The organism is Tenacibaculum sp. MAR_2009_124, from assembly GCF_900105455.1.
GTDB lineage: Bacteria > Bacteroidota > Bacteroidia > Flavobacteriales > Flavobacteriaceae > Polaribacter.
In genome coordinates this window covers 25,503-50,253 of sequence record NZ_FNSF01000005.1, presented here as the reverse complement: position 1 = coordinate 50,253, position 24,751 = coordinate 25,503, and the positions used below count along the sequence as shown (strand labels likewise).

At 37.9% G+C, this 24,751-nt stretch carries 8 protein-coding genes; 4 read left to right on the top strand and 4 right to left on the bottom strand.

The features are described from left to right. Nucleotides 1–657: 657 nt before the first annotated feature. The 4 genes from BLW23_RS11190 (at nucleotide 658) to BLW23_RS11175 (ending at nucleotide 21,349) form a co-directional block, all read left to right on the top strand. Nucleotides 658–4,938 (top strand): Ig-like domain-containing protein, encoded by a 4,281-nt coding sequence (locus tag BLW23_RS11190; protein WP_093669858.1) that lies wholly within the window; start codon nucleotides 658–660, stop codon nucleotides 4,936–4,938. A 2-nt stretch (nucleotides 4,939–4,940) separates the two neighbouring features. Continuing rightward, on the top strand, nucleotides 4,941–18,350 hold the full coding sequence (locus BLW23_RS11185; protein WP_093669856.1) for a PKD-like domain-containing protein: 13,410 nt from the start codon (nucleotides 4,941–4,943) through the stop codon (nucleotides 18,348–18,350). 147 nt (nucleotides 18,351–18,497) lie between these two features. Further along, nucleotides 18,498–19,421, top strand: coding sequence for a PorP/SprF family type IX secretion system membrane protein (locus BLW23_RS11180; RefSeq protein ID WP_093671750.1), 924 nt, complete (start codon nucleotides 18,498–18,500; stop codon nucleotides 19,419–19,421). Between the two features lie 32 nt (nucleotides 19,422–19,453). Further along, entirely contained in the window at nucleotides 19,454–21,349 is a 1,896-nt protein-coding gene (locus BLW23_RS11175) for an OmpA family protein (RefSeq protein WP_093669854.1), read from the top strand. A gap of 64 nt (nucleotides 21,350–21,413) precedes the next feature. Here the strand turns inward: BLW23_RS11175 and BLW23_RS11170 are convergent, their stop codons facing one another. The 4 genes from BLW23_RS11170 to BLW23_RS11155 form a co-directional block, all read right to left on the bottom strand. Further along, on the bottom strand, nucleotides 21,414–22,658 hold the full coding sequence (locus BLW23_RS11170; protein ID WP_093669852.1) for an RNA polymerase sigma factor: 1,245 nt from the start codon (nucleotides 22,656–22,658) through the stop codon (nucleotides 21,414–21,416). Beyond that, nucleotides 22,658–23,005, bottom strand: coding sequence for a YciI family protein (locus tag BLW23_RS11165; RefSeq protein ID WP_093669850.1), 348 nt, complete (start codon nucleotides 23,003–23,005; stop codon nucleotides 22,658–22,660). The genes BLW23_RS11170 and BLW23_RS11165 overlap by 1 nt, the downstream gene beginning before the upstream one ends. Before the next feature lie 74 nt (nucleotides 23,006–23,079). Then, nucleotides 23,080–23,523: a hypothetical protein gene (locus BLW23_RS11160; protein ID WP_093669848.1), complete on the bottom strand. Its 444-nt coding sequence runs from the start codon at nucleotides 23,521–23,523 to the stop codon at nucleotides 23,080–23,082. A gap of 72 nt (nucleotides 23,524–23,595) precedes the next feature. Then, entirely contained in the window at nucleotides 23,596–24,684 is a 1,089-nt protein-coding gene (locus tag BLW23_RS11155; RefSeq protein ID WP_093669846.1) for a serine hydrolase, read from the bottom strand. Nucleotides 24,685–24,751 lie beyond the last annotated feature (67 nt).

Here is a 24,751-nt window from a genome sequence, read left to right as displayed (position 1 = left end):
CATGGAGAATTCCTATTTCTATATATTAGCATTGATAGAAGATTATAGAAATACTTTTGTCAAAAGTGCTTATTAATTTAACTATAACCAAAATTAGATAAAAACCTAAAAAATGAAATCCCCCTTCTAAAACTGTATCTGGGGTATTTACTCCTAGAAACCTATGAGATTTTAGTCTAAAAAATTATCACACTACTCCTACAACAGAATTGCAACTACTACAAAATCAATTCGTAATCATAGACTCCAAATTTATCCGGAAGGATCACACTCCAATTAATGTGTTTTTGCATAAGGCTTGTCTTTAAAACATTTTATAGGTATACTGAATTTCGTTTTCATAATTAATATAAGCATTTACGTGTTTAAAAATCTTATTAATCCTTTAATAGTATTAGAAAATGATTTAAACCTATTCTCAAAGAATCAAAATTTTATGTTATGCCTATTTATATCCTTTTAAGGAAGTAAATAAAGATGTGTTAAGGTAAAGTAACATATGTCTAACCAAGCTTTGTATGATGCTAGAAACATATCGGTAAATATAAAATATAGTATAAAAATTAAGACGAAAGTTATAATGATATAATGACTTATATAGAACCCCCAACTTTATAAATTATGGTTATAAATTATAGTAAAAGACTATTAGCCTGCATGGTGATTTGTATTTTATTTACAAGTTTCATCTACAGTCAAAGTATAACAAACCGAGATATTTTTTCGGGAAAAATTAACTATACCTTAGCAGGTTCTTCTTTTAGAGATCAACCGACTGATAATTCAGGAACGCCTGCATCTCTAGTTACCAATTCTTCAATAGTAACCTCGGCCGCTTCAAATCTTACGATTCCAAGTGGAGTTAATGTGGTAAAGGCCTATTTGTACTGGGCTCATGGAAATACTGTGGTTGACAATACGGTTACGTTTCAAGACCCTCTTGGAACACTTCATACGGTGGTAGCCGATAATACTTATGGTGATCCTTTTGATGCAACAGAAACCTACTTTTCCTGCGTAACGGACGTAACAACAATCGTAAATAGTGGAGGGTCTGGGAATTATACTATGACAAATTTAGACATAGAAAACACGTCTGGAACATCATGGTATAATTTTGGTACTGTTTCCGGATCATGGCTTTTAGTTGTGGTATATGAAGATACTATTGGAATAACTGATACCTATAATATAAATGTATACGATGGTTTAAAATTATTATATAATGGTGCAGGAAAAGATGCTTCAGCAACTTTTAATCTGGGTTCTTTAAATATAGGTTTACCTGTTGAAGGAAGTTTAACAATGTATGGATTTGAAGGAGACAACAATCCAGCGAATACAGGAGAAGGGGTTTTAGTTAATACCAATCAAATGTCTAATGTTTTGGGAACTTCTTTTGGAATGCTCCACGATGGTGTGAGTACTCCTGGTAATGTTGCTACTTCACCAACGAGATACGGAATAGATGTAGAAGAATACAATATAACTCCATACATTTCAAATGGAGATACAGCAATAGATGTACAAGTTCAAACAGGGACAGACCAAATACATACCGTAATGTTTATCACCAGGGTAATATCTAATGATGATCCAGTAGTAAACAATGATGTAGGAGAAGCTACGCAAGGAGTCGCTACAACCATTGATTTGGCGGGAAACGATACTGATCCTAACGGAAACTTAGATCTTACTTCAATTACCATAGTAGGAGGTAACACAACTTCAAAAGGAAGTATTTCTGTAAATAATGATGGTACCATAATATATACATCAAGTCCAACGGCTACTGGAACGGATACAATAACATATGAAATTTGTGATAGTTCAAACCCAACACCTTTATGTTCTCAAGCGAGTTTAACAGTTAATATAAATAAGGATACTGATGGAGATGGAGTTGCAGATAAGGCTGATTTAGATAATGATAACGATGGTGTCTTAGACACCAATGAGGGAGTAACCGCTTGTTCAGGCGTTGTGAATTGGGTAATTACTCCAAATTCATATAGTGAAGGTACAACAGTTCCTTTAAACATAAACTTAACAACTGGTGGAACTATTGCTGGAGCTACAGCAGCTACATCTATATTCACAACTAATATAGATAATGTAGAAATTATAGCTGCAAGCTCTACAACTGCTTTTGGTGTATCATTTAATGCCACAGGAGCGATTTCATTTACGAATGCAGCATCAGCTGGAAATGATGAAATTACAGTACAGGTAGATTTAGATAAAAGTGAACCCATCGAATTTGAATGGGGAGCAGGTGTTTTCAATTTACGTGAAACTTATACAATTGAATATGATTCTGGAGCTGGTTTAGCTACCGTTTCTGATCCTGCGAATCAAATTACAGAAACGATAACAGCGGGTCAAATTATTATAAATTCTAATCAAGAAGGAGGGGCGAACAATATAACGCCCGTAAATGCAACCTTTTCTATTCAGCTTCCTGAAGTAAGTAGTTTTACAATTAAAAGAACTGATGTAGTTAATGGTAATGCTGTACCTTCTGGAGGAGGATTAAAGATAGTGTTAGATAAATTATGTGATATAGATACCGATTCTGATGGAATCCCTGATCATTTGGATGTAGATAGTGATAATGATGGATGTTATGATGCATTAGAAGCATCAGGATCTTATAATCATACGCAATTATCTCTAGGGATTTTTACTGGAGGTGTTGATGCTAATGGTGTTCCTTTAACGAGTACAGGAGGTCAATCTACATCAGCTGCAGTAATAGATAATACAGATAGTTCTGCTTGCTGTGATTCTTCAGTTTCGGGCTTACCAGATGTTGACGGAGATGGAGTGGTCAATATTTGTGATTTAGATAATGATAATGATGGTATTTTAGATAGCACTGAATGCGGAATAAAAAGATATCAATATGCCCAGTTCAATGGTGTCCCGGGAACATTTACTGCCACAGCAACATATCCCTCTGGAGGGACAGTGAATATAAACTTAGTTCATGCTTACACAAAAAATGGTGTTCCCGAAACATATATAACTGATGCGAGTTATCCTATTCATGGTACGGCACCACATTTTGAAGATAAATTTGTTACGGAAACTAATTTAAATTCAGAAGTCGGAACCCTTGAATCGGGTAGTACTAGTGCTTTATATACTTGGTCAAACCATGGTGGAAGTGGAGATTTTAGACAGGTAATGGAGTTTGATTTCTTGAGTACAACGACGGGATTTGCCGATTGGAAAACGGTTTTTGGAATATCAGGTAATTATCCAGATGTTGAAGGTTTTTACGATGGAGAACTTATTTTCACTGCGATAAAATTAGACGGAAGCCCTGAAACTGATTTCTCTGGCTGGAGGTTCGTACAGCCAGTGAATCCGAGTCAAATAGCCGATGGAGGACCTTCAACATTTGTAGAAGGAAATGTTCCGTATAATGGAGTGACCAGTAAAACGAGTAACTTTACTATTGATGTAGGAAATGTTGAAGAGAGTGCATATAACGGAGGAAATGATTCTACAATAGGTTTTATTTTAATTCCAGAAGGGACGAAATATCAAAAAATATATTTAGAAAGGCATATTGTAGCAACTGGATTAACTTATCAGCCAGCTAATTACAATTCAACTGAATGGGAGTATTCTTCATTGACAATAGCAGAGAGAACTTCGGTATGCGATTTTGATTCTGATGAAATTCCGAATTATTTGGATATAGACAGCGATAATGATGGATGTAAAGATACCATTGAATCAGGAGGTGTTGATGGTAATGATGACGGGATTCTTGATGGAACTGGTTTTGATGCTAACGGTCAAGTTACAGGAGGATCAGGAGGGTATGATGGAGTATCGGGTAACGAGACTGTAGCAACACAAGTAACTGTTGATGCGACTGCTTTGGTAGATCAATCTGTGAACACAGGAGATCCGACTTCATTTACGATAACATCCGCGACGGCCACCAGTACATCAGCATATACGGGTACTCCACCGGCAACAACACCCGATTATTCAGATTCAGGTGCAACAGATGTCTCTGCCGGGTTGGTATATCAATGGCAGGAAGATGGAGTAGATTTAACAACTACGGGAGTGTACACAGGAGTTACAACTTCTACATTAAATATAAGTGATGTAACAGGGCTATCAGGTAAGGTGTATAATTTAGTGGTGTCTCATCCAAATACAGGCTGTGTAGATGTTCAAAATAGTGCAAGACTCACCGAAATAGATCCTTGTACGGATGGAGCGATTGTTGGAACACCAACAGCAAATGATCCTGATGGAGATGGAATTAACAATTCATGTGATTTAGATGATGATAACGATGGTATTTTAGATAGTGATGAGTGTGGTCTGGTAACATTAAATATTAATTGGGCAGACTTAGGCTTAACAGATGTAGGTATTAGTTCAGCTTCAGGACAAACTATTCCTGATATAGGGGCTGTTTTGGGAATCCCGGAGCTAAATGGAATAGGAATAACTGTTAAGTTTAGTTTTACTGGTTCTTCAACTCCAGCTTCGAATTTGATAGGTGCTGTCGGAAGCCCTTGGTTGGGGCTTGCCAATGTTATTGGAGGAACAAGGAAGATTGAAGTGTCATTTACAAAAAGTTTTGAGAAAATATCTTTAATGTATGATGGTCAATTTACTGATGGAGAGTTTGTTATGTATGGTCCTTCAGGAGGTGTGCTATTGCAACCAACAGGACCAATTAGCGGCATAGATATTACGGCTCAAGGAGTATCCAATCCTGTAGGAGGTGTTGGTACGACGACTACAAGCTTTCCAAGATATGAAATTTCAAATGAAGCAAATATAGAAGTTATATCGGGGATATCTTCTGGGGGATTTCTACTAGTTCTCAAAATGGAGTTTTATTACAAATCAAATATAGAATTTGTGATACAGATCGAGATAGTGTCCAAAATATTTTAGATTTGGATAGCGATAATGATGGCTGTAATGATGTAATTGAATCTGGAGGAATTGATGCTAATGATGACGGGATTCTTGATGGAACTGGTTTTGATGCTAACGGTCAAGTTACAGGAGGATCAGGAGGGTATGATGGAGTATCGGGTAACGAGACTGTAGCAACACAAGTAACTGTTGATGCGACTGCTTTGGTAGATCAATCTGTGAACACAGGAGATCCGACTTCATTTACGATAACATCCGCGACGGCCACCAGTACATCAGCATATACGGGTACTCCACCGGCAACAACACCCGATTATTCAGATTCAGGTGCAACAGATGTCTCTGCCGGGTTGGTATATCAATGGCAGGAAGATGGAGTAGATTTAACAACTACGGGAGTGTACACAGGAGTTACAACTTCTACATTAAATATAAGTGATGTAACAGGGCTATCAGGTAAGGTGTATAATTTAGTGGTGTCTCATCCAAATATAGGCTGTGTAGATGTTCAAAATAGTGCAAGACTCACCGAAATAGATCCTTGTACGGATGGAGCGATTGTTGGAACACCAACAGCAAATGATCCTGATGGAGATGGAATTAACAATTCATGTGATTTAGATGATGATAACGATGGTATTTTAGATAGTGATGAGTGTGGTCTGGTAACATTAAATATTAATTGGGCAGACTTAGGCTTAACAGATGTAGGTATTAGTTCAGCTTCAGGACAAACTATTCCTGATATAGGGGCTGTTTTGGGAATCCCGGAGCTAAATGGAATAGGAATAACTGTTAAGTTTAGTTTTACTGGTTCTTCAACTCCAGCTTCGAATTTGATAGGTGCTGTCGGAAGCCCTTGGTTGGGGCTTGCCAATGTTATTGGAGGAACAAGGAAGATTGAAGTGTCATTTACAAAAAGTTTTGAGAAAATATCTTTAATGTATGATGGTCAATTTACTGATGGAGAGTTTGTTATGTGTGGTCCTTCAGGAGGTGTGCTATTGCAACCAACAGGACCAATTAGCGGCATAGATATTACGGCTCAAGGAGTATCCAATCCTGTAGGAGGTGTTGGTACGACGACTACAAGCTTTCCAAGATATGAAATTTCAAATGAAGCGAATATAGAAGTTATATCGGGGATATCTTCTGGGGGGATTTCTACTAGTTCTCAAAATGGAGTTTTATTACAAATCAAATATAGAATTTGTGATACAGATCGAGATGGTATCCAAAATATTTTAGATTTGGATAGCGATAATGATGGCTGTAATGATGTAATTGAATCTGGAGGAATTGATGCTAATGATGACGGGATTCTTGATGGAACTGGTTTTGATGCTAACGGTCAAGTTACAGGAGGATCAGGAGGGTATGATGGAGTATCGGGTAACGAGACTGTAGCAACACAAGTAACTGTTGATGCGACTGCTTTGGTAGATCAATCTGTGAACACAGGAGATCCGACTTCATTTACGATAACATCCGCGACGGCCACCAGTACATCAGCATATACGGGTACTCCACCGGCAACAACACCCGATTATTCAGATTCAGGTGCAACAGATGTCTCTGCCGGGTTGGTATATCAATGGCAGGAAGATGGAGTAGATTTAACAACTACGGGAGTGTACACAGGAGTTACAACTTCTACATTAAATATAAGTGATGTAACAGGGCTATCAGGTAAGGTGTATAATTTAGTGGTGTCTCATCCAAATATAGGCTGTGTAGATGTTCAAAATAGTGCAAGACTCACCGAAATAGATCCTTGTACGGATGGAGCGATTGTTGGAACACCAACAGCAAATGATCCTGATGGAGATGGAATTAACAATTCATGTGATTTAGATGATGATAACGATGGTATTTTAGATAGTGATGAGTGTGGTCTGGTAACATTAAATATTAATTGGGCAGACTTAGGCTTAACAGATGTAGGTATTAGTTCAGCTTCAGGACAAACTATTCCTGATATAGGGGCTGTTTTGGGAATCCCGGAGCTAAATGGAATAGGAATAACTGTTAAGTTTAGTTTTACTGGTTCTTCAACTCCAGCTTCGAATTTGATAGGTGCTGTCGGAAGCCCTTGGTTGGGGCTTGCCAATGTTATTGGAGGAACAAGGAAGATTGAAGTGTCATTTACAAAAAGTTTTGAGAAAATATCTTTAATGTATGATGGTCAATTTACTGATGGAGAGTTTGTTATGTGTGGTCCTTCAGGAGGTGTGCTATTGCAACCAACAGGACCAATTAGCGGCATAGATATTACGGCTCAAGGAGTATCCAATCCTGTAGGAGGTGTTGGTACGACGACTACAAGCTTTCCAAGATATGAAATTTCAAATGAAGCGAATATAGAAGTTATATCGGGGATATCTTCTGGGGGGATTTCTACTAGTTCTCAAAATGGAGTTTTATTACAAATCAAATATAGAATTTGTGATACAGATCGAGATGGTATCCAAAATATTTTAGATTTGGATAGCGATAATGATGGCTGTAATGATGTAATTGAATCTGGAGGAATTGATGCCAACGATGATGGAATTCTTGATGGAACTGGTTTTGATGCTAATGGACAAGTTACTGGAGGTTCGGGAGGATATGATGGAGTTACGGGTACTGAAATTGTACCAACCCAAGTAACTGTTGATGCAACTGCTTTAGTAGATCAGTCCGTAAATACAGGAGATCCGACTTCATTTACCATAACATCTGCAACAGCTATTAGTACATCAGCATATACAGGTACACCACCTGCAACAACACCCGATTATTCAGATCCAGGCGCAACAGATGTTTCAGCAGGGTTGGTATATCAATGGCAAGAAGATGGAGTAGACTTAACAAATACAGGGGTGTATTCGGGAGTGACAACTTCTACATTAAATATTAGTGATGTAACAGGACTATCAGGCAAGGTGTATAATTTAGTGGTGTCACATCCAAATACAGGCTGTGTTGATGTTCAAAATAGTGCCACACTTACAGAAGTTAATCCTTGTACAGTCGGAGCTATTGTTGGAACTCCAACAGCAAATGACCCTGATGCAGATGGAATTAACAATTCATGTGATTTAGATGATGATAATGATGGAATTCTGGATATAAATGAAATGTCAACAGTATCAGCAATATGCACATTTAGTGCTACTAAGAATACTGCATTATACACTCCTGTTTTTTCTATACCTACCCCTGTACCTAGCATTACAACACTCTTCACAGGAGTTGATGCTTTTAGTCTTCCTTATTTTCCAGATCCAGTTCCTTCCGTTACATCTACAGTAACTTCAAGTGCAGAGATTATAGGTGCGTCTGGATCTGGGGTCAGTGATTTAACTATTTTAGATGTATATGTGGATTTATCTTCTCAAACAAATGTTCAATTTCAAATAATTAGTGGGTCTCAGTGGGATCATGATTATTTATTTATGGATGAATTTGGAAATCCAAGTAATGCCGTTGAAGTAGCAAATATTTCTACTAAATCAGGAACTAGCTCTTCTCTAACTACTCCAATAAATCCAACAGGAACAGTTTTTCTTAGGTTGTATAATTTCGACGAATTTAATTCAAACAATGGAGCAATTTGGTGGAAATCTACGGAAAATCCAACATTACAATTGTTGGAAGGAACAACAATGCCTGTTTGTAATAATTTAATGGATATAGATACTGATGGTGATGGTATTCCAAATCGTTTAGATGCAGATAGTGATAATGACGGTTGTAATGATGTCATTGAATCGGGAGGTGTTGATGCTAATGATGATGGAGTTCTTGATGGAACTGGTTTTGATGCCAACGGACAAGTGACGGGTGGATCAGGAGGTTATGATGGAGTTTTGGGTATTGAAATTGTCCCAACCCAAGTAACTGTTGATGCAACTGCTTTAGTAGATCAATCTGTAAACACAGGGGACCCGACTTCATTTACCATAACATCTGCAACAGCTATTAGTACATCAGCATATACAGGTACTGCTCCGACGACAACACCAGATTATTCTGATGCAGGAGCAACAGACGTTTCTGCAGGATTGGTATATCAATGGCAAGAAGATGGTGTAAATTTAACGAATACAGGAGTGTATTCAGGAGTTACAACATCAACATTAAATATTAGTAATGTAACTGGCTTATCAGGTAAAGTATATAATTTAGTCATAACACATCCGAATGCCGCTTGTGTGGGTATTCAAAATAGCGCAATTCTTACAGAGTCAGACCCTTGTTCTGACGGCGCTACAATAGGAACACCAACAGCAAATGATCCAGATGGAGACGGTATAAATAATGTATGTGATTTAGACGACGATAATGATGGTATTTTAGATGATGCTGAATGTGCTCGTGTTAAAGTTACACCAGCAGATTTATCTACTCCGCCAGGAGGGAATGCTTCAAATTATAGTATAACAAATGATGATATAAGTAGTTTATTCGGACTGCCAACAGGTAGTATTTTTGTAACCATAACCAATGGAGCTACAAATTCTGCAGGATTAGCTTGGAAAACAAATGCTACCGAAGGAAATGCGATTTTTGAATTTTCAGGACCTTATGCTGATTTAGCTTTTGTAACCATAGCACATGGTGGATCTTTAGCTCAAGGTTTACAAGATGGATTTATAGCTTTAGATGGAGTAGAATATGATTTTCAAACAACCTTGATTGATGATTATTTTACTGCGAATACTGGAAATACCTACTATGTAGAAAACCCAGTAGGAGGTACGGCAACTAGCAATGGAGTAAGATTCGAATGGATAGCTAAACAACCTGGAGCGAAAAGAATGGAAATTTTTGCAACAGGTGCTACTGGGAATTCACAGTATTTCGTAGAGCTTAGACTTTGTGATGCTGATAGAGATATGGTTCTTGATCATTTAGACGTAGATAGTGATAATGATGGCTGTAATGATGTAACTGAATCAGGAGGAACTGATGGAGATAGTGATGGAATATTAGATGGAACAGGTTTCGATAGCAATGGTCAGGTTACTGGAGGAGTTGGAGGGTACGACGGAGTTAATGGAAATGAAGTAGAAGCTACAATGCTTCAGGTTGATACACAGCCAACAGATGCAACAATTTGTCCAGAAGCAAGTACAACATTTACGGGTGCAGCTTCTTCCTTAAGTACAACAACCTTCACAGGAACAGCTCCTTCAACCACACCAGATTATAGTGGTAGTACTCCAGCTACAGCTGATTTAGCTTATCATTGGCAGGAACAAGTTGGAGGTTCAGGACCATGGAATAATATAAGTGATGGCGGAATATATGGAGGTGCAACGACTGTAAGTTTAACATTAACCAATGTACCGTTATCTGCTTCAACAAATAAATACAGGTTACTCGTAACAAGTACTAAAAATGTTTGTGCTAGTGAAACAAGCTCAGAAGTTACGTTAACAGTAAACCCGGAACCCGTTAATAGTACGCCGCCAACAGAAACGGTTTGTAGCGATGTAGCGTTGAATCACGATTTAACAGCAGATGTAACGCTAACGGGAAATACTTTTAGTTGGAGCGCAGCAGATAATGTAAATGTAACGGGAGAGACGACAACAGTTTCTACAGCTGCTAACATTACTGATACTTTAACAAATGTAAGTGGCTCAGTACAGACTGTAGTGTATACTATTACACCAACGAGTGCTGCTGGCTGTGCAGGAGATTCATATATCTATACTGTAACTGTGAATCCAGAACCTGTGAATAACACACCTCCTACAGACACAGTTTGTAGTGATGTAGCGTTAAATCACGATTTAACAGCAGATGTTACATTCACTGGGAATACCTTTAGTTGGAGTGCAGCAGACAACGCAAATGTCACAGGAGAAACGACAAGTGTTTCAACCGCAACAAGTATTACAGATACCTTAACCAACACAAGTGGCTCAGTTCAAACAGTAGTTTATACAATTACGCCAACAGGTTCGAATGGTTGTGCAGGAGATTCATATACCTACACAGTAACAGTAAACCCAGAACCATTTGTAGCGACAGCACCAACAGGCACCGTTTGTAGTGATGTAGCGTTAAGCCATGATTTAACAGGTGATGTTAATGTAGCAGGAACAACCTTTAGTTGGAGTGCGGCAGACAATGCAAACGTAACGGGAGAAACGACAAGTGCTTCAACCGCAACAAGTATTACCGATACCTTAACTAACACAAGTGGATCGGTTCAAACGGTAGTATACACAATAACACCAACAAGTGCAGATGGTTGTGTTGGAGATTCATATACCTACACGGTAACAGTAAATCCAGAACCATTTGTAGCAGCAGCACCAACAGATACGGTTTGTAGTAATATAGCCTTGACTCATGATTTAACTTCAGATGTTAATGTAGCAGGAACAACCTTTAGTTGGAGTGCAGCGGACAATGCGAATGTTACAGGCGAGTCTTTAACAGCACAAACAACTTCGACCATAGGTGATACCTTAATAAATACAAGTAATAGTGTTCAAACGGTAGTTTATACTATTATACCTACAAGTTCAAATGGTTGTCTAGGAAGTTCTTATACATATACAGTAACATTAAGTCCTCAGGATTTTGTAGCGGTAGATCCAAGTGATCATATATGTAGCAATTCGAGTTTAGCTCATGATTTAACTTCGGATACGCCAGTAGTAGGAACAACCTTTAGTTGGAGTGCAGCAGAGAATACGGATGTAACGGGAGAAACCACGAGTGCATCCACAGCGACGAGTATAACAGACACTTTAATAAACACAAGCAATAGTGTTCAAACAGTAGTCTATACAATAACACCAACAAGTCCAGATGGTTGTGCGGGAGATTCTTACACATATACGGTAACGATCGATCCACAAGATTTTGTGGCAACGAATCCTACAGTAACCATAACAAGTGGAGAAACATTATCTCACAATCTAGCAGCCGACACCTCTGTAGCAGGAACTACGTTTAGCTGGAGTGCGGCAGATAATACTAATGTAACAGGAGAAACAATTACTTCTTCGACTGCGAGTACAATTGGAGATGCATTAGTAAACATTACCAAGGTAAATCAAACGGTTGTTTATTCAATAACACCAACAAGTGCTGATGGATGTACAGGAGATGTTTATACATTAACAGTGACGATTTTATCAGATACCGATGGTGATGGTGTTGCAGATGATAATGACTTAGATTCAGATAACGATGGAATCTTAGACAACGTAGAACAAAATGGCGATCCAAACAGAGACACTGATAGTGATGGAATTCCAGATCACTTAGACTTAGATAGTGATGGCGATGGAATTCTAGATCTAGTAGAAAGTGGACAAGATGCAGCGGTAGTAGATGCCAATGGAGATGGAGTACTAGATAGTACAACAGATGCTGATAACGATGGTATTTTAGATACAGCCGATGCAGATGATAATAATGTCAATGCAGGTGGAAGCATTACACCAACAGATAGCGATGGAGATGGTACATCAGACTTCCAAGATGTGGATAGTGATAATGATGGAGTATCAGACTTAGTAGAAGGAGGAACCGATGCAAGTTTAGATGCAAACAATGATGGAATACTAGATGATCAAACGGACACCGATGGTGATGGACTAGCAGACTCAGTAGATCCAGACAATGGCGGAACAGCAGCAGGAACCCCAGATACAGATGGAGATGGCTTACCAGATTACCAAGACTTAGATAGCGATGGCGATGGTATCAATGATGTTGTAGAAGCTGGCGGAGCAGATACCGATAATAACGGACAAATAGATACAGGCGGAACACTATTAGATGGAACAAACTTACCAGATAGTAGTGGAAACGGAACATCAGATGTTCTAGAGCCAAACAATCCAGATTTACCAGGAAGTTTAGATGCTAATGGAGATGGCGTGATTGATGATCAAACGGATAGTGATGGCGATGGTATTGCAGACTCAGTAGATGGATTAGTAGGCTTTGGAGATGCAGAGCAAACCGATACTGACGGCGATGGAATTGCAGACATTCATGACTTAGATTCAGATAACGACGGAATCTTAGACAGCGTAGAACAAAACGGCGATCCAAACAGAGACACTGATAGTGATGGAATTCTAGATCACTTAGACTTAGATAGTGATGGCGATGGAATTCTAGACTTAGTAGAAAGTGGACAAGATGCTTCAGTGGTAGATACCAATGGCGATGGAGTACTAGATAGTACAACAGATGCTGATAACGATGGTATTTTAGATACAGCTGATAATGATGATAATGACATCAATGCAGGCGGAAGTACTACGCCAACGGATAGTGACGGTGATGGAATGCCAGACTTCCAAGATACCGATAGTGATAATGACGGAGTATCCGACCTTATAGAAGGCGGAGGCGATCCTAGTTTAGATACTGATAATGATGGTGTGATTGATGATCAAACTGATACCGATGGCGATGGACTGGCAGATTCAGTAGATCCAGATAATGGAGGAACTTCATCAACAGGACCAGATACCGATGGCGATGGACTTCCAGATTATCAAGACTTAGATAGTGATGGCGATGGTATCAATGATGTAGATGAAGCAGGAGGAACAGATACCGACGGAGATGGTCAAATAGACACAGGAGATTTGGTAGATGGAAACAATTTACCAGACACTGATGGCGATGGAACCCCAGATGTTGAAGAGCCAAACAATCCAGATTTGCCAGGTAACTTAGATTTAGATGGCGATGGCGTAATTGATGATCAAACAGATAGTGACGGTGATGGTATTGCAGATTCAGTAGATGGCTTAGTTGGCTTTGGAGATGCCTTGACAACAGATACCGATGGCGATGGTATCGAAGACCTATATGACTTAGATTCTGATAATGATGGAATCTTAGATAGCGTAGAACAAGGTGGTGATCCAGATAGAGATACTGATGGCGATGGAATTCCAGATCATTTAGACTTAGATAGTGATGGAGACGGAATCTTAGATATTGTAGAAAGTGGACAAGATGCAGCGACACTTGATGCCGATGGCGATGGAATGTTAGATAGTACGATAGATGCTGATAACGATGGTATTGTAGATACAGCTGATAATGATGATAATGACATCAATGCAGGTGGAAGTACTACCCCAACGGATAGTGACGGCGATGGAATGCCAGATTTCCAAGATACTGATAGTGATAATGACGGAGTATCTGACCTTATAGAAGGCGGAGGCGATCCTAGTTTAGATGCAGATAATGACGGTGTGATTGATGATCAAACCGATACCGACGGCGATGGCCTTGCAGATTCAGTAGATCCAGACAATGGCGGAACAGCAGCAGGAACCCCAGACAGTGATGGCGATGGCTTACCAGATTACCGAGACTTAGATAGCGATGGTGATGGTATCAATGATGTTGTAGAAGCAGGCGGAGCAGATACTGATAATAACGGACAGATAGATACAGGTGGAACACTATTAGATGGAACGAATTTACCAGACAGTAGTGGAAACGGAACACCAGATGTTCTAGAGCCAAACAATCCAGATTTACCAGGAAGTTTAGACGCCAATGGTGATGGCGTTGTTGATGATCAAACAGACACCGATGGAGATGGTATAGCAGATTCAGTAGATGGATTAGTAGGCTTTGGAGATGCAGAGCAAACCGATACAGATGGAGATGGAATCGCAGATATTCATGACTTGGATTCAGATAACGATGGAATCTTAGATAGCGTAGAACAAAATGGTGATCCAAACAGAGATACAGATAATGATGGAATTCCAGATCACTTAGACTTAGATAGTGATGGCGATGGAATTCTAGACCTAGTAGAAAGTGGACAAGATGCTTTAGTAGTAGATACCAATGGAGATGGAGTATTAGATAGTACAACAGATGCCGATAACGATGGTATTTTAGATACAGCAGATGCGGATGATGCCGATGTAAACGCAGGCGGAAGCACTACACCAACTGATAGTGATGGTGATGGTACATCAGACTTCCAAGATGTGGATAGTGATAATGATGGAGTATCTGACTTAGTAGAAGGCGGAACGGATCCAAACTTAGATGCCAATAATGATGGAATACTAGATGATCAAACCGACATGGATGGTGACGGACTTGCAGATTCAGTAGATCCAGACAATGGTGGAACAGCAGCAGGAACACCAGATACAGATGGTGATGGTTTACCAGATTACCAAGACTTAGATAGCGATGGTGATGGTATCAATGATGTTGTTGAAGCAGGCGGAACGGATACAGATAATAACGGACAAATAGATACAGGTGGAACACTATTAGACGGAACGAATTTACCAGATAGTAGTGGAAACGGAACACCAGATGTTGAAGAGCCAAACAATCCGGACTTACCAGGAAACTTAGATTTAGATGGCGATGGCGTTATTGATGATCAAACGGATAGTGACGGTGATGGTATTGCAGATTCAGTGGACGGTTTAGATGGCTTTGGAGATGCAGAGCAGACCGATACTGATGGCGATGGTATTGCAGATATTCATGATCTAGACTCTGATAATGATGGAATCTTAGATAGTGTGGAGCAAGATGGTGATCCAAATAGAGATACCGATGGTGATGGTATTCCAGATCATTTAGATTTAGATAGTGATGGAGATGGAATCCTAGACCTAGTAGAAAGTGGACAAGATGCAGCAACACTAGATGCCGATGGTGATGGAATGTTAGATAGCACAGTAGATGCCGATAACGATGGTATTGTAGATACAGCTGATAATGATGATAATGACATCAATGCAGGCGGAAGTACTACACCAACGGATAGTGATGGCGATGGAATGCCAGACTTCCAAGATACCGATAGTGACAATGACGGAGTATCCGATCTTATAGAAGGCGGAGGCGATCCTAGTCTAGATGCTGATAATGACGGTGTGATTGATGATCAGACCGATACCGATGGCGATGGACTGGCAGATTCAGTAGATCCAGATAATGGAGGAACTGCATCAACAGGACCAGATAGTGACGGTGATGGACTTCCAGATTACCAAGATTTAGATAGTGATGGCGATGGCATTAATGATGTAGATGAAGCAGGAGGAACAGATACCGACGGAGATGGTCAAATAGACACAGGAGATTTAGTAGATGGAAACAATCTACCAGACACTGATGGCGATGGAACCCCAGATGTTGAAGAGCCAAACAATCCAGATTTGCCAGGTAACTTAGATTTAGATGGCGATGGCGTAATTGATGATCAAACAGATAGTGACGGTGATGGTATTGCAGATTCAGTAGATGGCTTAGTTGGCTTTGGAGATGCAGAACAAACCGATACTGATGGCGATGGTATTGCAGATATCCATGACTTAGATTCTGATAATGATGGAATCTTAGATAGCGTGGAGCAAGATGGCGATCCAAATAGAGATACCGATGGCGATGGTATTCCAGATCATTTAGATTTAGATAGTGATGGCGATGGAATCTTAGACATTGTAGAAAGTGGCCAAGATGCAGCAACACTTGATGCCGATGGTGATGGAATGTTAGATAGCACAGTAGATGCCGATAACGATGGTATTGTAGATACGGCTGATAATGATGATAATGACATCAATGCAGGCGGAAGTACTACGCCAACGGATAGTGACGGCGATGGAATGCCAGACTTCCAAGATACCGATAGTGATAATGACGGAGTATCCGACCTTATAGAAGGCGGAGGCGATCCTAGTTTAGATACTGATAATGATGGTGTGATTGATGATCAAACTGATACCGATGGCGATGGACTGGCAGATTCAGTAGATCCAGATAATGGAGGAACTTCATCAACAGGACCAGATACCGATGGCGATGGACTTCCAGATTATCAAGACTTAGATAGTGATGGCGATGGTATCAATGATGTAGATGAAGCAGGAGGAACAGATACCGACGGAGATGGTCAAATAGACACAGGAGATTTGGTAGATGGAAACAATTTACCAGACACTGATGGAGATGGAACCCCAGATGTTGAAGAGCCAAACAATCCAGATTTGCCAGGTAACTTAGATTTAGATGGCGATGGCGTAATTGATGATCAAACAGATAGTGACGGTGATGGTATTGCAGATTCAGTAGATGGCTTAGTTGGCTTTGGAGATGCCTTGACAACAGATACCGATGGCGATGGTATCGAAGACCTATATGACTTAGATTCTGATAATGATGGAATCTTAGATAGCGTAGAACAAGGTGGTGATCCAGATAGAGATACTGATGGCGATGGAATTCCAGATCATTTAGACTTAGATAGTGATGGAGACGGAATTCTAGACCTAGTAGAAAGTGGACAAGATGCTTCAGTAGTAGATACCAATGGCGATGGAGTTTTAGATAGTACTACAGATGCTGATAACGATGGTATTGTGGATACGGCAGATGCGGATGATGTAGATGTGAATGCTGGTGGAAGTACAAATGCCACTGATACCGATGGTGATGGTAATCTTGATTTCCAAGATTTAGATAGTGATAATGATGGTATTTCTGATCTTATAGAAAGTGGTTCTGATATGAATCTGGATTCAGATGGAGATGGAATGTTAGATGATCAAACGGATAGTGATGGTGATGGACTAGCAGATTCAGTAGATCCAGATAATGGAGGTAGTTCTCCTGATATTATGGACACAGATGAGGATGGTAATCCTGATTATCAAGATTTAGATAGTGATAATGATGGGGTAACTGATCTTCAAGAGGGAGGAACAGATTCTTCATTAGATAGCGATGGAGATGGTGTTATTGATGATATTTCGGATAGTGATGGAGATGGTATGATGGATTCTGTAGATGTAGATAATGGAGGGGATGCTCCAGATATGCAAGATACAGATGGTGATGGAACAGCCGATTATCAAGATATTGATGATGATGGAGATGGTGTTTTAACTTCGGAAGAAGATATTGATGATGACGGCAACCCTAATACAGATGATACTGATGGTGATGGAATTCCTAATTATTTAGATATGGATGATGATGGTGATGGAATCGATACAATTGATGAGAATCCAGATAATAATGGAGATGGAATGCCAGATGATTCTTTAGATACTGATGAGGATGGAATTCCTGATTATTTAGATCCTGATACGTTGCCATGTTTAACGGTATATAATGAGTTTACTCCGAATGGAGATGGACAGAATGATACGTTTGTAATTTCATGTATTGGTGACGAAATGTATAAGAATAACCGATTGGAGGTTTACAACCGTTGGGGTAGCATTGTGTACAGTAAGAGTAGATATGATAATTCTTGGACAGGGGAATCTAACGGGCGTATTAATTTTCAGGTTGATGAACAACTACCATCTGGAACATATTATTATGTTTTAGATCTAGGGAATGGCTCAGAACCAAAAACAGGTTGGATTCATATAAATAGAAAATAACGCATAATTTATGTTTAACGGAAATGACGAAACAAATAAAATCATCCAAGTCTGAAGGATCACTTAGGCCATGATTATATCTGGTTCGTTACAACCGTTTGATGAAATAGTTCAATAGTGATTAGAAAAGATCAAAAGTATAAAGAGATGAAAAGAATAGTACAGAATCTGACATTACTAAGTTTGTTAATGATAAGTGTAACACTTTATGCTCAACAGGATCCGCATTATACTCAATACATGTTTAATACAATGAGTGTAAATCCTGCTTATGTTGGGTCAAAAGGACATGGAGTAATTAACCTATTAGGTCGTGCTCAATGGGTCGGAGTAGACGGAGCACCTCAAACTCAAAGTTTGAGTTATGATACCCCAATTGGTTATAGCGGTGTCGGTTTAGGGATTAATTTGGTTAATGATGTTATTGGGCCATCTCGAGAGACTTCTATAGATGCCAATGTATCCTATACAGTTCGAACAACCGATGAAGCTAATTTAGCCTTCGGAATGAAATTAGGAGGCCGACTTTTTAATATAGATTGGACCAAAGGAATCTATAGAGATAAAGATGATTTGCAATTGGCAGCACCAATCAACAGATTTTTGCCAACGATAGGTGCAGGAGTTTATTATTATACGAATAATTGGTATGTAGGATTAGCTGTTCCTAATATTTTACGAACAGAGCACTATGATGATGTAAGCGGTGGAGGAAGCGTTGCAGTTGAGAGAATGCATTACTTTTTTATTGCTGGATATGTGTTTAATTTAAGTGATAGTGTAAAGTTTAAACCAGCGTTACTTACAAAAGCTGTAAGCGGGGCACCTTTGTCTTTAGATGTTTCGGCAAACTTCTTGTTTAATGAAAAGTTTCGTTTAGGAGTAGCTTGGCGTTGGGATGACTCTATAAGTGGTATGTTAGGTTTTCAAGTAAGTAGATCTTTACAAATAGGATACGCTTATGATTTAACAACTTCTAATTATAGTAATTACAATTCAGGAACTCATGAGATTTTACTTCGATATGAATTATTTAAACCTCAAACAGTAAAATCACCAAGGTTCTTTTAACATAACATAAGGATATAAAAATAGAAATATATATGAAACAGACCATTATTATGCTGTTGTTATTCGGTATTTGTTTTACCAGTTATGGTCAACGCCGATATGCAGCGAACCGGTATTTTGAAGAATATGCATATACTAAATCAGCAGATTTATATCGTCAATTATATGATAAAGGAGACCGTTCCTATAAAGTGCTAAGTAGGCTGGCAGACTCTTATTATTTTACATCTTCTTATCACGATGCAGAAGATTCATATCGTAAATTAATGGAACAGCATGAAGGTGTTGCTTCTCCTGAGCATCTATTTCGTTATGCGCAGGTATTAAAGAGTAATGGAGATGCGGCTGAATCTGATAAATGGCTGCTAAAGTTAAAAGAACTAAAGGGAAATGATAGTAGAGTATTGGCTTTAGAAGCTAATAAGCAATACTTTTCCGAGTTTACGAATAAACCTAAAACCTTTGTAAACATTCATAATTTATCAATAAATACAAAATATTCTGATTTTGGAGGCTCTGTTCATAATGGATATCTTTATTTTTCATCAACTAGAGAAGATTCAGAAAATAAGAAATTATACAAGTGGAATAATCAGCCCTACTTAAATATTTATAAATCTGAAGAACAACAATTGCGTGAAGGAGGGAGTTTAGATGTTGGAGCTTCGGAAAAACTAGTTTCATTAAGTAGCAAATATCACGAGTCTAATGCTGTAATTACTAAAGATGGAAATACATTGTATTTTACTCGAGACGATGCCTCAGGAGATGTAGAAAAAACGGCTAAGTTAAAGATTTTTAAAGCGAGAAGACAATTTGATAACACATGGGGAGCCATAGAGGAATTACCTTTTAATAATGATGATTATTCAATCGGTCATCCTTCATTGAGTTCGGATCAACGAACACTTTATTTTGTGTCCGATATGCCAGGAGGCTTTGGAGAGACGGATCTATATCAGGTATCTATTGCAGATGATGGGAGTTTTGGTGAACCTGAGAATTTAGGGAATACTATTAACACCGAAGGAAGAGAGATGTTTCCATTTGTAGGATCAAATAACAGATTGTATTTTGCTTCGGATGGACATTTGGGTTTAGGAGCTTTAGATATTTTTGAGAGTAAACTGAGTGGATTTAGTTATGGAGATCCAGTAAATGTCGGGAGTCCAATAAATGGCCCTCGTGATGATTTTGGTTTTATGATAGACAAAGAGCGTAAAGCTGGCTATTTTTCATCAAATAGAGAAGGAGGAAAAGGAGATGATGATATTTATAGTTTTAGGATTTATCAATGTAAAGAAGCTATTAATGGTATTGTTAGTGAATCTAAAACGGGGGATCCAATTTCAGGAGTATCAGTTCGATTAATCAACGATAAAGGAGAACCAGTGTCAGAGCAAACAACTAGGTCAGATGGAGGGTATAGTTTTATAGAAATTGATTGTGAACGTAAATATATAGTAGTTGCTGCAAAGCCTGCTTATATTCAAGGAGAGTTAGAACAAAACACACTGGATATTGATAAGAAAGAAATACAGGCAGATATTGCTTTAGAGTCATTAATTGTGGAAGATCAAATTGTGATTAACCCAATTTATTTCGATTTTAACTTAGAAATAATTCGAGAAGATGCGGAATATGAACTAGAGCACATTGTTAGTGTAATGAAAGCACATCCGAAGATGGTTATTCGTATTGAGTCTCATACAGACAGTAGAGGAACCGATGAGTATAATGAAAATTTATCTCAAAGAAGAGCCAATGCAACTCGAGATTACATAGTGTCAAGAGGAATTTCGTCCGATAAAATTGAAAGCGCAATTGGTTATGGTGAAAGTCAGTTAGTTGATAATTGCCAAGGTGACTGTACAGAAGATAAGCATCAGAAAAATAGGAGGTCGTTTTTTTATATTGTATCAAAGTAATTTGACTTTTTAGAAAAAAAAATGGATACTGAGATGGCATTCATGAAATTATTTAGAACTATTTTCAATTTTGTTGCAGTAAAATTTGTTTCTTCTTTAGTAAATAGTTCTTCTCTAATTTATTATTAACTTTTTCAATAGCGAAATTCAAGTATTCGATAGCCTTGTCATGTTGGTTGGTTTGTGAGTAATAGTCCGATTTAGCACCGTAGTACAAATACGAACGTTGTTCTAATTCTTTAATATTAATTTTCTCGAAGTAAAAGTTAGCTTTCATATAATTGTCGTCTTGAAGACAAACAACAGCCATGTTTAATAAATAATAAGGGGACGGTTTTAGTTCATGCAGGCACTCATACCAATAAAGAATCTTTTTCCAATTTGTTAATTCAAAACTTGCAGCTTTAATATGTTCGGCAGCAATGGCAGCTTCATAATGGTAGCAAGATCGTTCATCATTTTCAACGGCTTTATGCATCATAGCATTTCCAAGTTGAATTAAAGGGTAGGACCACCGCGATCTATCTTGATGTTTTAAGTCAAGAATTTCATTTTCATCAGTTGTTTTCGATTCTAACCGAGCGGCATGAAAGCACATGAGTGCAAATAGAGCATAAGCACTAGGAATATTTGTGTATTTATTTTTTAAAAGTAGTTTGCATAATCTAAGGGCTTCTCCGCAAAGTTCTTTACGAATAAGTGTATTTGTGTTGTTTGAATGAAAACCTTCGTTAAAAATAAGATACAACACTTCTAATACTTGTTCAATTCTTTTTCTTAAATCAAGTCCTTGTGGAATGGTAAACTGGATGGAGCTACTTGTAATGAACTTTTTTGCTCTTAAGAGTCTCTTTTTTATTGAGTCTTCCTTTGTTAACAGTGCTGCTGCAATTTCTTTCGTATTAAAGCCTGAAATCGTTTTTAATGAAAAGGCTATTTGATCTTTTGCATTTAATTTCGGATGACAAGCTGTGAAAATCATTCGAAGTTGAGCATCATCAATTTCTGTTTCTAAGAAAAAGTCGTTAAACGCAATGGTTTGAGCTCCATGAGATAATTCAGGAGTATGCTTTTTTTCATTTTTAAGCTTTCTAAAAATATCTAGTACACGATTCTTAGCGGCTTGAGTAAGCCACGCTTCTGGGTTGTCTGGAGTAGTTGTTTTCCAGCTTATACTCGCTTTTAAAAAGGTGTCTTGAATTGAATCTTCTATAATTTCAAGATTCGAAAGCCCAAATATTCGTGTTAAAACAGCAACCATCTTTCCGCTGTGATGGCGAAAAAGATGGTCTATGTGTTTATTTTCCATTAATGATCAAAAACCATTATTTCGCGAATTTCTACAGTATTTCCAAGATCATAATCTGGAAAATCTTGAGCAATTTCCTGAACGGCATCGAAATCTTTCGCCTTAACTAAATAATAACCTCCAACAATCTCTTTAACATCTGCCGAAGTTAAATCGGTAACAGTCCTGTTTTTACCAATAATTCTTCGTATTTGAGGTGTTAAAGCTTCTCCGCCTTTTAGGATCCCTGCTTTTTCCATTTTGTTTCCCCAAGCAAACCATTTTTCCATTCTTCCTTGAATATCTTCCTGAGAAAGTCCTAAATCGGCATATTCTGAGCCAATAAAAATCATCATAAATTCTTTCATAATTTAAAATTTAAGTTTTGTACTATTAAGACGTTTGTCAAATGAAAAAAGGGGACACATTTTTTTAGTTTTTTTTAGCCTCTGTATTGTTCTTTCTTTCGGAATACCATATTCACTCTATATTTTGATTCGCCTCCAAATATTTCAATGTCATCGCCTCCACCAGCGCTAATGGTTCCTGCATTTGCGTTATATGCATTGATATATTCAAAACCTAATTTAGATAAAGCATTCAGTAAATCAGTCTGATTCCTTACCCTAAGTTTTTTTCTGTTTTGTAACAACGTTTCCAATCGTTCTAATACATCAGCATAACTAGATTTTTTGTAGTCTATTTCAATGTTAATACCTCCAAAGAGTTTTGTGTTTTCAGAAGTAACAATTACATACTCGGGTAACTCGTTAATATTAATACTTGATGATTCTGTTTTTGTTACAGATAATTCTTGTGCAATACTATTTGTACTTGCAAAAAGTACGAATAAACAAGTAATAGTTAATCTTTTTAAAGTTTTCATTTTTGTCTTTTTTGATTATTAATTTTTATTTGTTAATACGGTGTTTTTTGAAAATATAGCCTAGTAATTCGGTTATCGTTGAAGCGATAACTCATTTTTTAATTGTTCTCTAAATTCTTCATTTGTTAATATGCCAGATTCAAATTCATTCATACTCATTTGAAGTCTCCTATTCTCTATAAAGTTTAAATCGTTGATGAAGTATGATAATTCTGTTGTGTTTTCTTCTTTATCAGTGGCATATAAGGCTTTGGTTAATACGAAAGCAGTTGATCCTCCCTTCATGCCTAAATGATGAAACCATTGTCCATTAGTAGGGTCATCAAGCGGAAACTCCATAACTTCATCCAAATATGAATGCGTTTCTTTGCTAAAATATGTTCTCGAATTAATCTTGTGCATTATCTCAACATATTCTTTCACGGTTGAACTAGGTAAGTTATCGGACCATATTTTTTCAAGATTTAATCCTCTTTCTCCAATTTCCTTTTTATAGGTACTGTCTTGCTCTAGTTTATCATGAATATCTAATGTTGCTTTTCGGTATTCAGCTATCGTTAGGTTTCTTAAAGCGACCTCAAGCTCTTCATCTTTCAGTTGAGGGAATACTTCTTTACCAATAAATAAGGCTGAAACTATATAGTAAATTTCGGAGTGATTTTGTATTTCCAGACTAGCCAATTGATGATTAATGTTTTGAAGCCCAAGTTTTTTACAAAGCCACTCTGTATTGGCATTTGAACTAAAGGCAATCATCCCTTTTACAATTTCTCTTAATGCAATTTTTTTAGCGTCAATTTTATCTTTTACTTTAATTAACCAGTTTTGCTGTGCTCCCCCGTCTGTATTTGGAACGTAATAATTATCCAATTCACTTAACGGAATAGGTTCGTTGGGATCGATAAGCCCTTTGGCAGCTTGTTCTGCATATTCAATGGCAATAATTATTTTAAGAGTACTTGCCAGTGGCATCATTTTATCGGGATTTTTCTCAACAATTAAAGAGTCGTTTCTAATTAATTTGATAGATGCTTTTTCAGGATTTTCCTTGATGAAATTTAAAACAATGTTTTTATCCGGTTTGAAGTAGGAAGTTCCAATTCCTCCAAGAATAATAAGAATAAGTACTATAATTCCTATCATAATGAATGTTTTTTTCATGATTGATTGTTTGATGGGTTAATGAGGGGATTTTGTGGTTTTTTTAATAGCTAGAATTGTAATTCTA

Excerpts from the sequence above, each read along its gene's own strand:
- BLW23_RS11190 (WP_093669858.1), top strand. The coding sequence starts at position 658 with ATGGTGATTTGTATTTTATTTACAAGTTTCATCTACAGTCAAAGTATA.
- BLW23_RS11180 (WP_093671750.1), top strand. The coding sequence starts at position 18,498 with ATGAAAAGAATAGTACAGAATCTGACATTACTAAGTTTGTTAATGATA.
- BLW23_RS11175 (WP_093669854.1), top strand. The coding sequence starts at position 19,454 with ATGAAACAGACCATTATTATGCTGTTGTTATTCGGTATTTGTTTTACC.
- BLW23_RS11170 (WP_093669852.1), bottom strand. The coding sequence starts at position 22,658 with ATGGAAAATAAACACATAGACCATCTTTTTCGCCATCACAGCGGAAAG.
- BLW23_RS11165 (WP_093669850.1), bottom strand. The coding sequence starts at position 23,005 with ATGAAAGAATTTATGATGATTTTTATTGGCTCAGAATATGCCGATTTA.
- BLW23_RS11160 (WP_093669848.1), bottom strand. The coding sequence starts at position 23,523 with ATGAAAACTTTAAAAAGATTAACTATTACTTGTTTATTCGTACTTTTT.
- BLW23_RS11155 (WP_093669846.1), bottom strand. The coding sequence starts at position 24,684 with ATGAAAAAAACATTCATTATGATAGGAATTATAGTACTTATTCTTATT.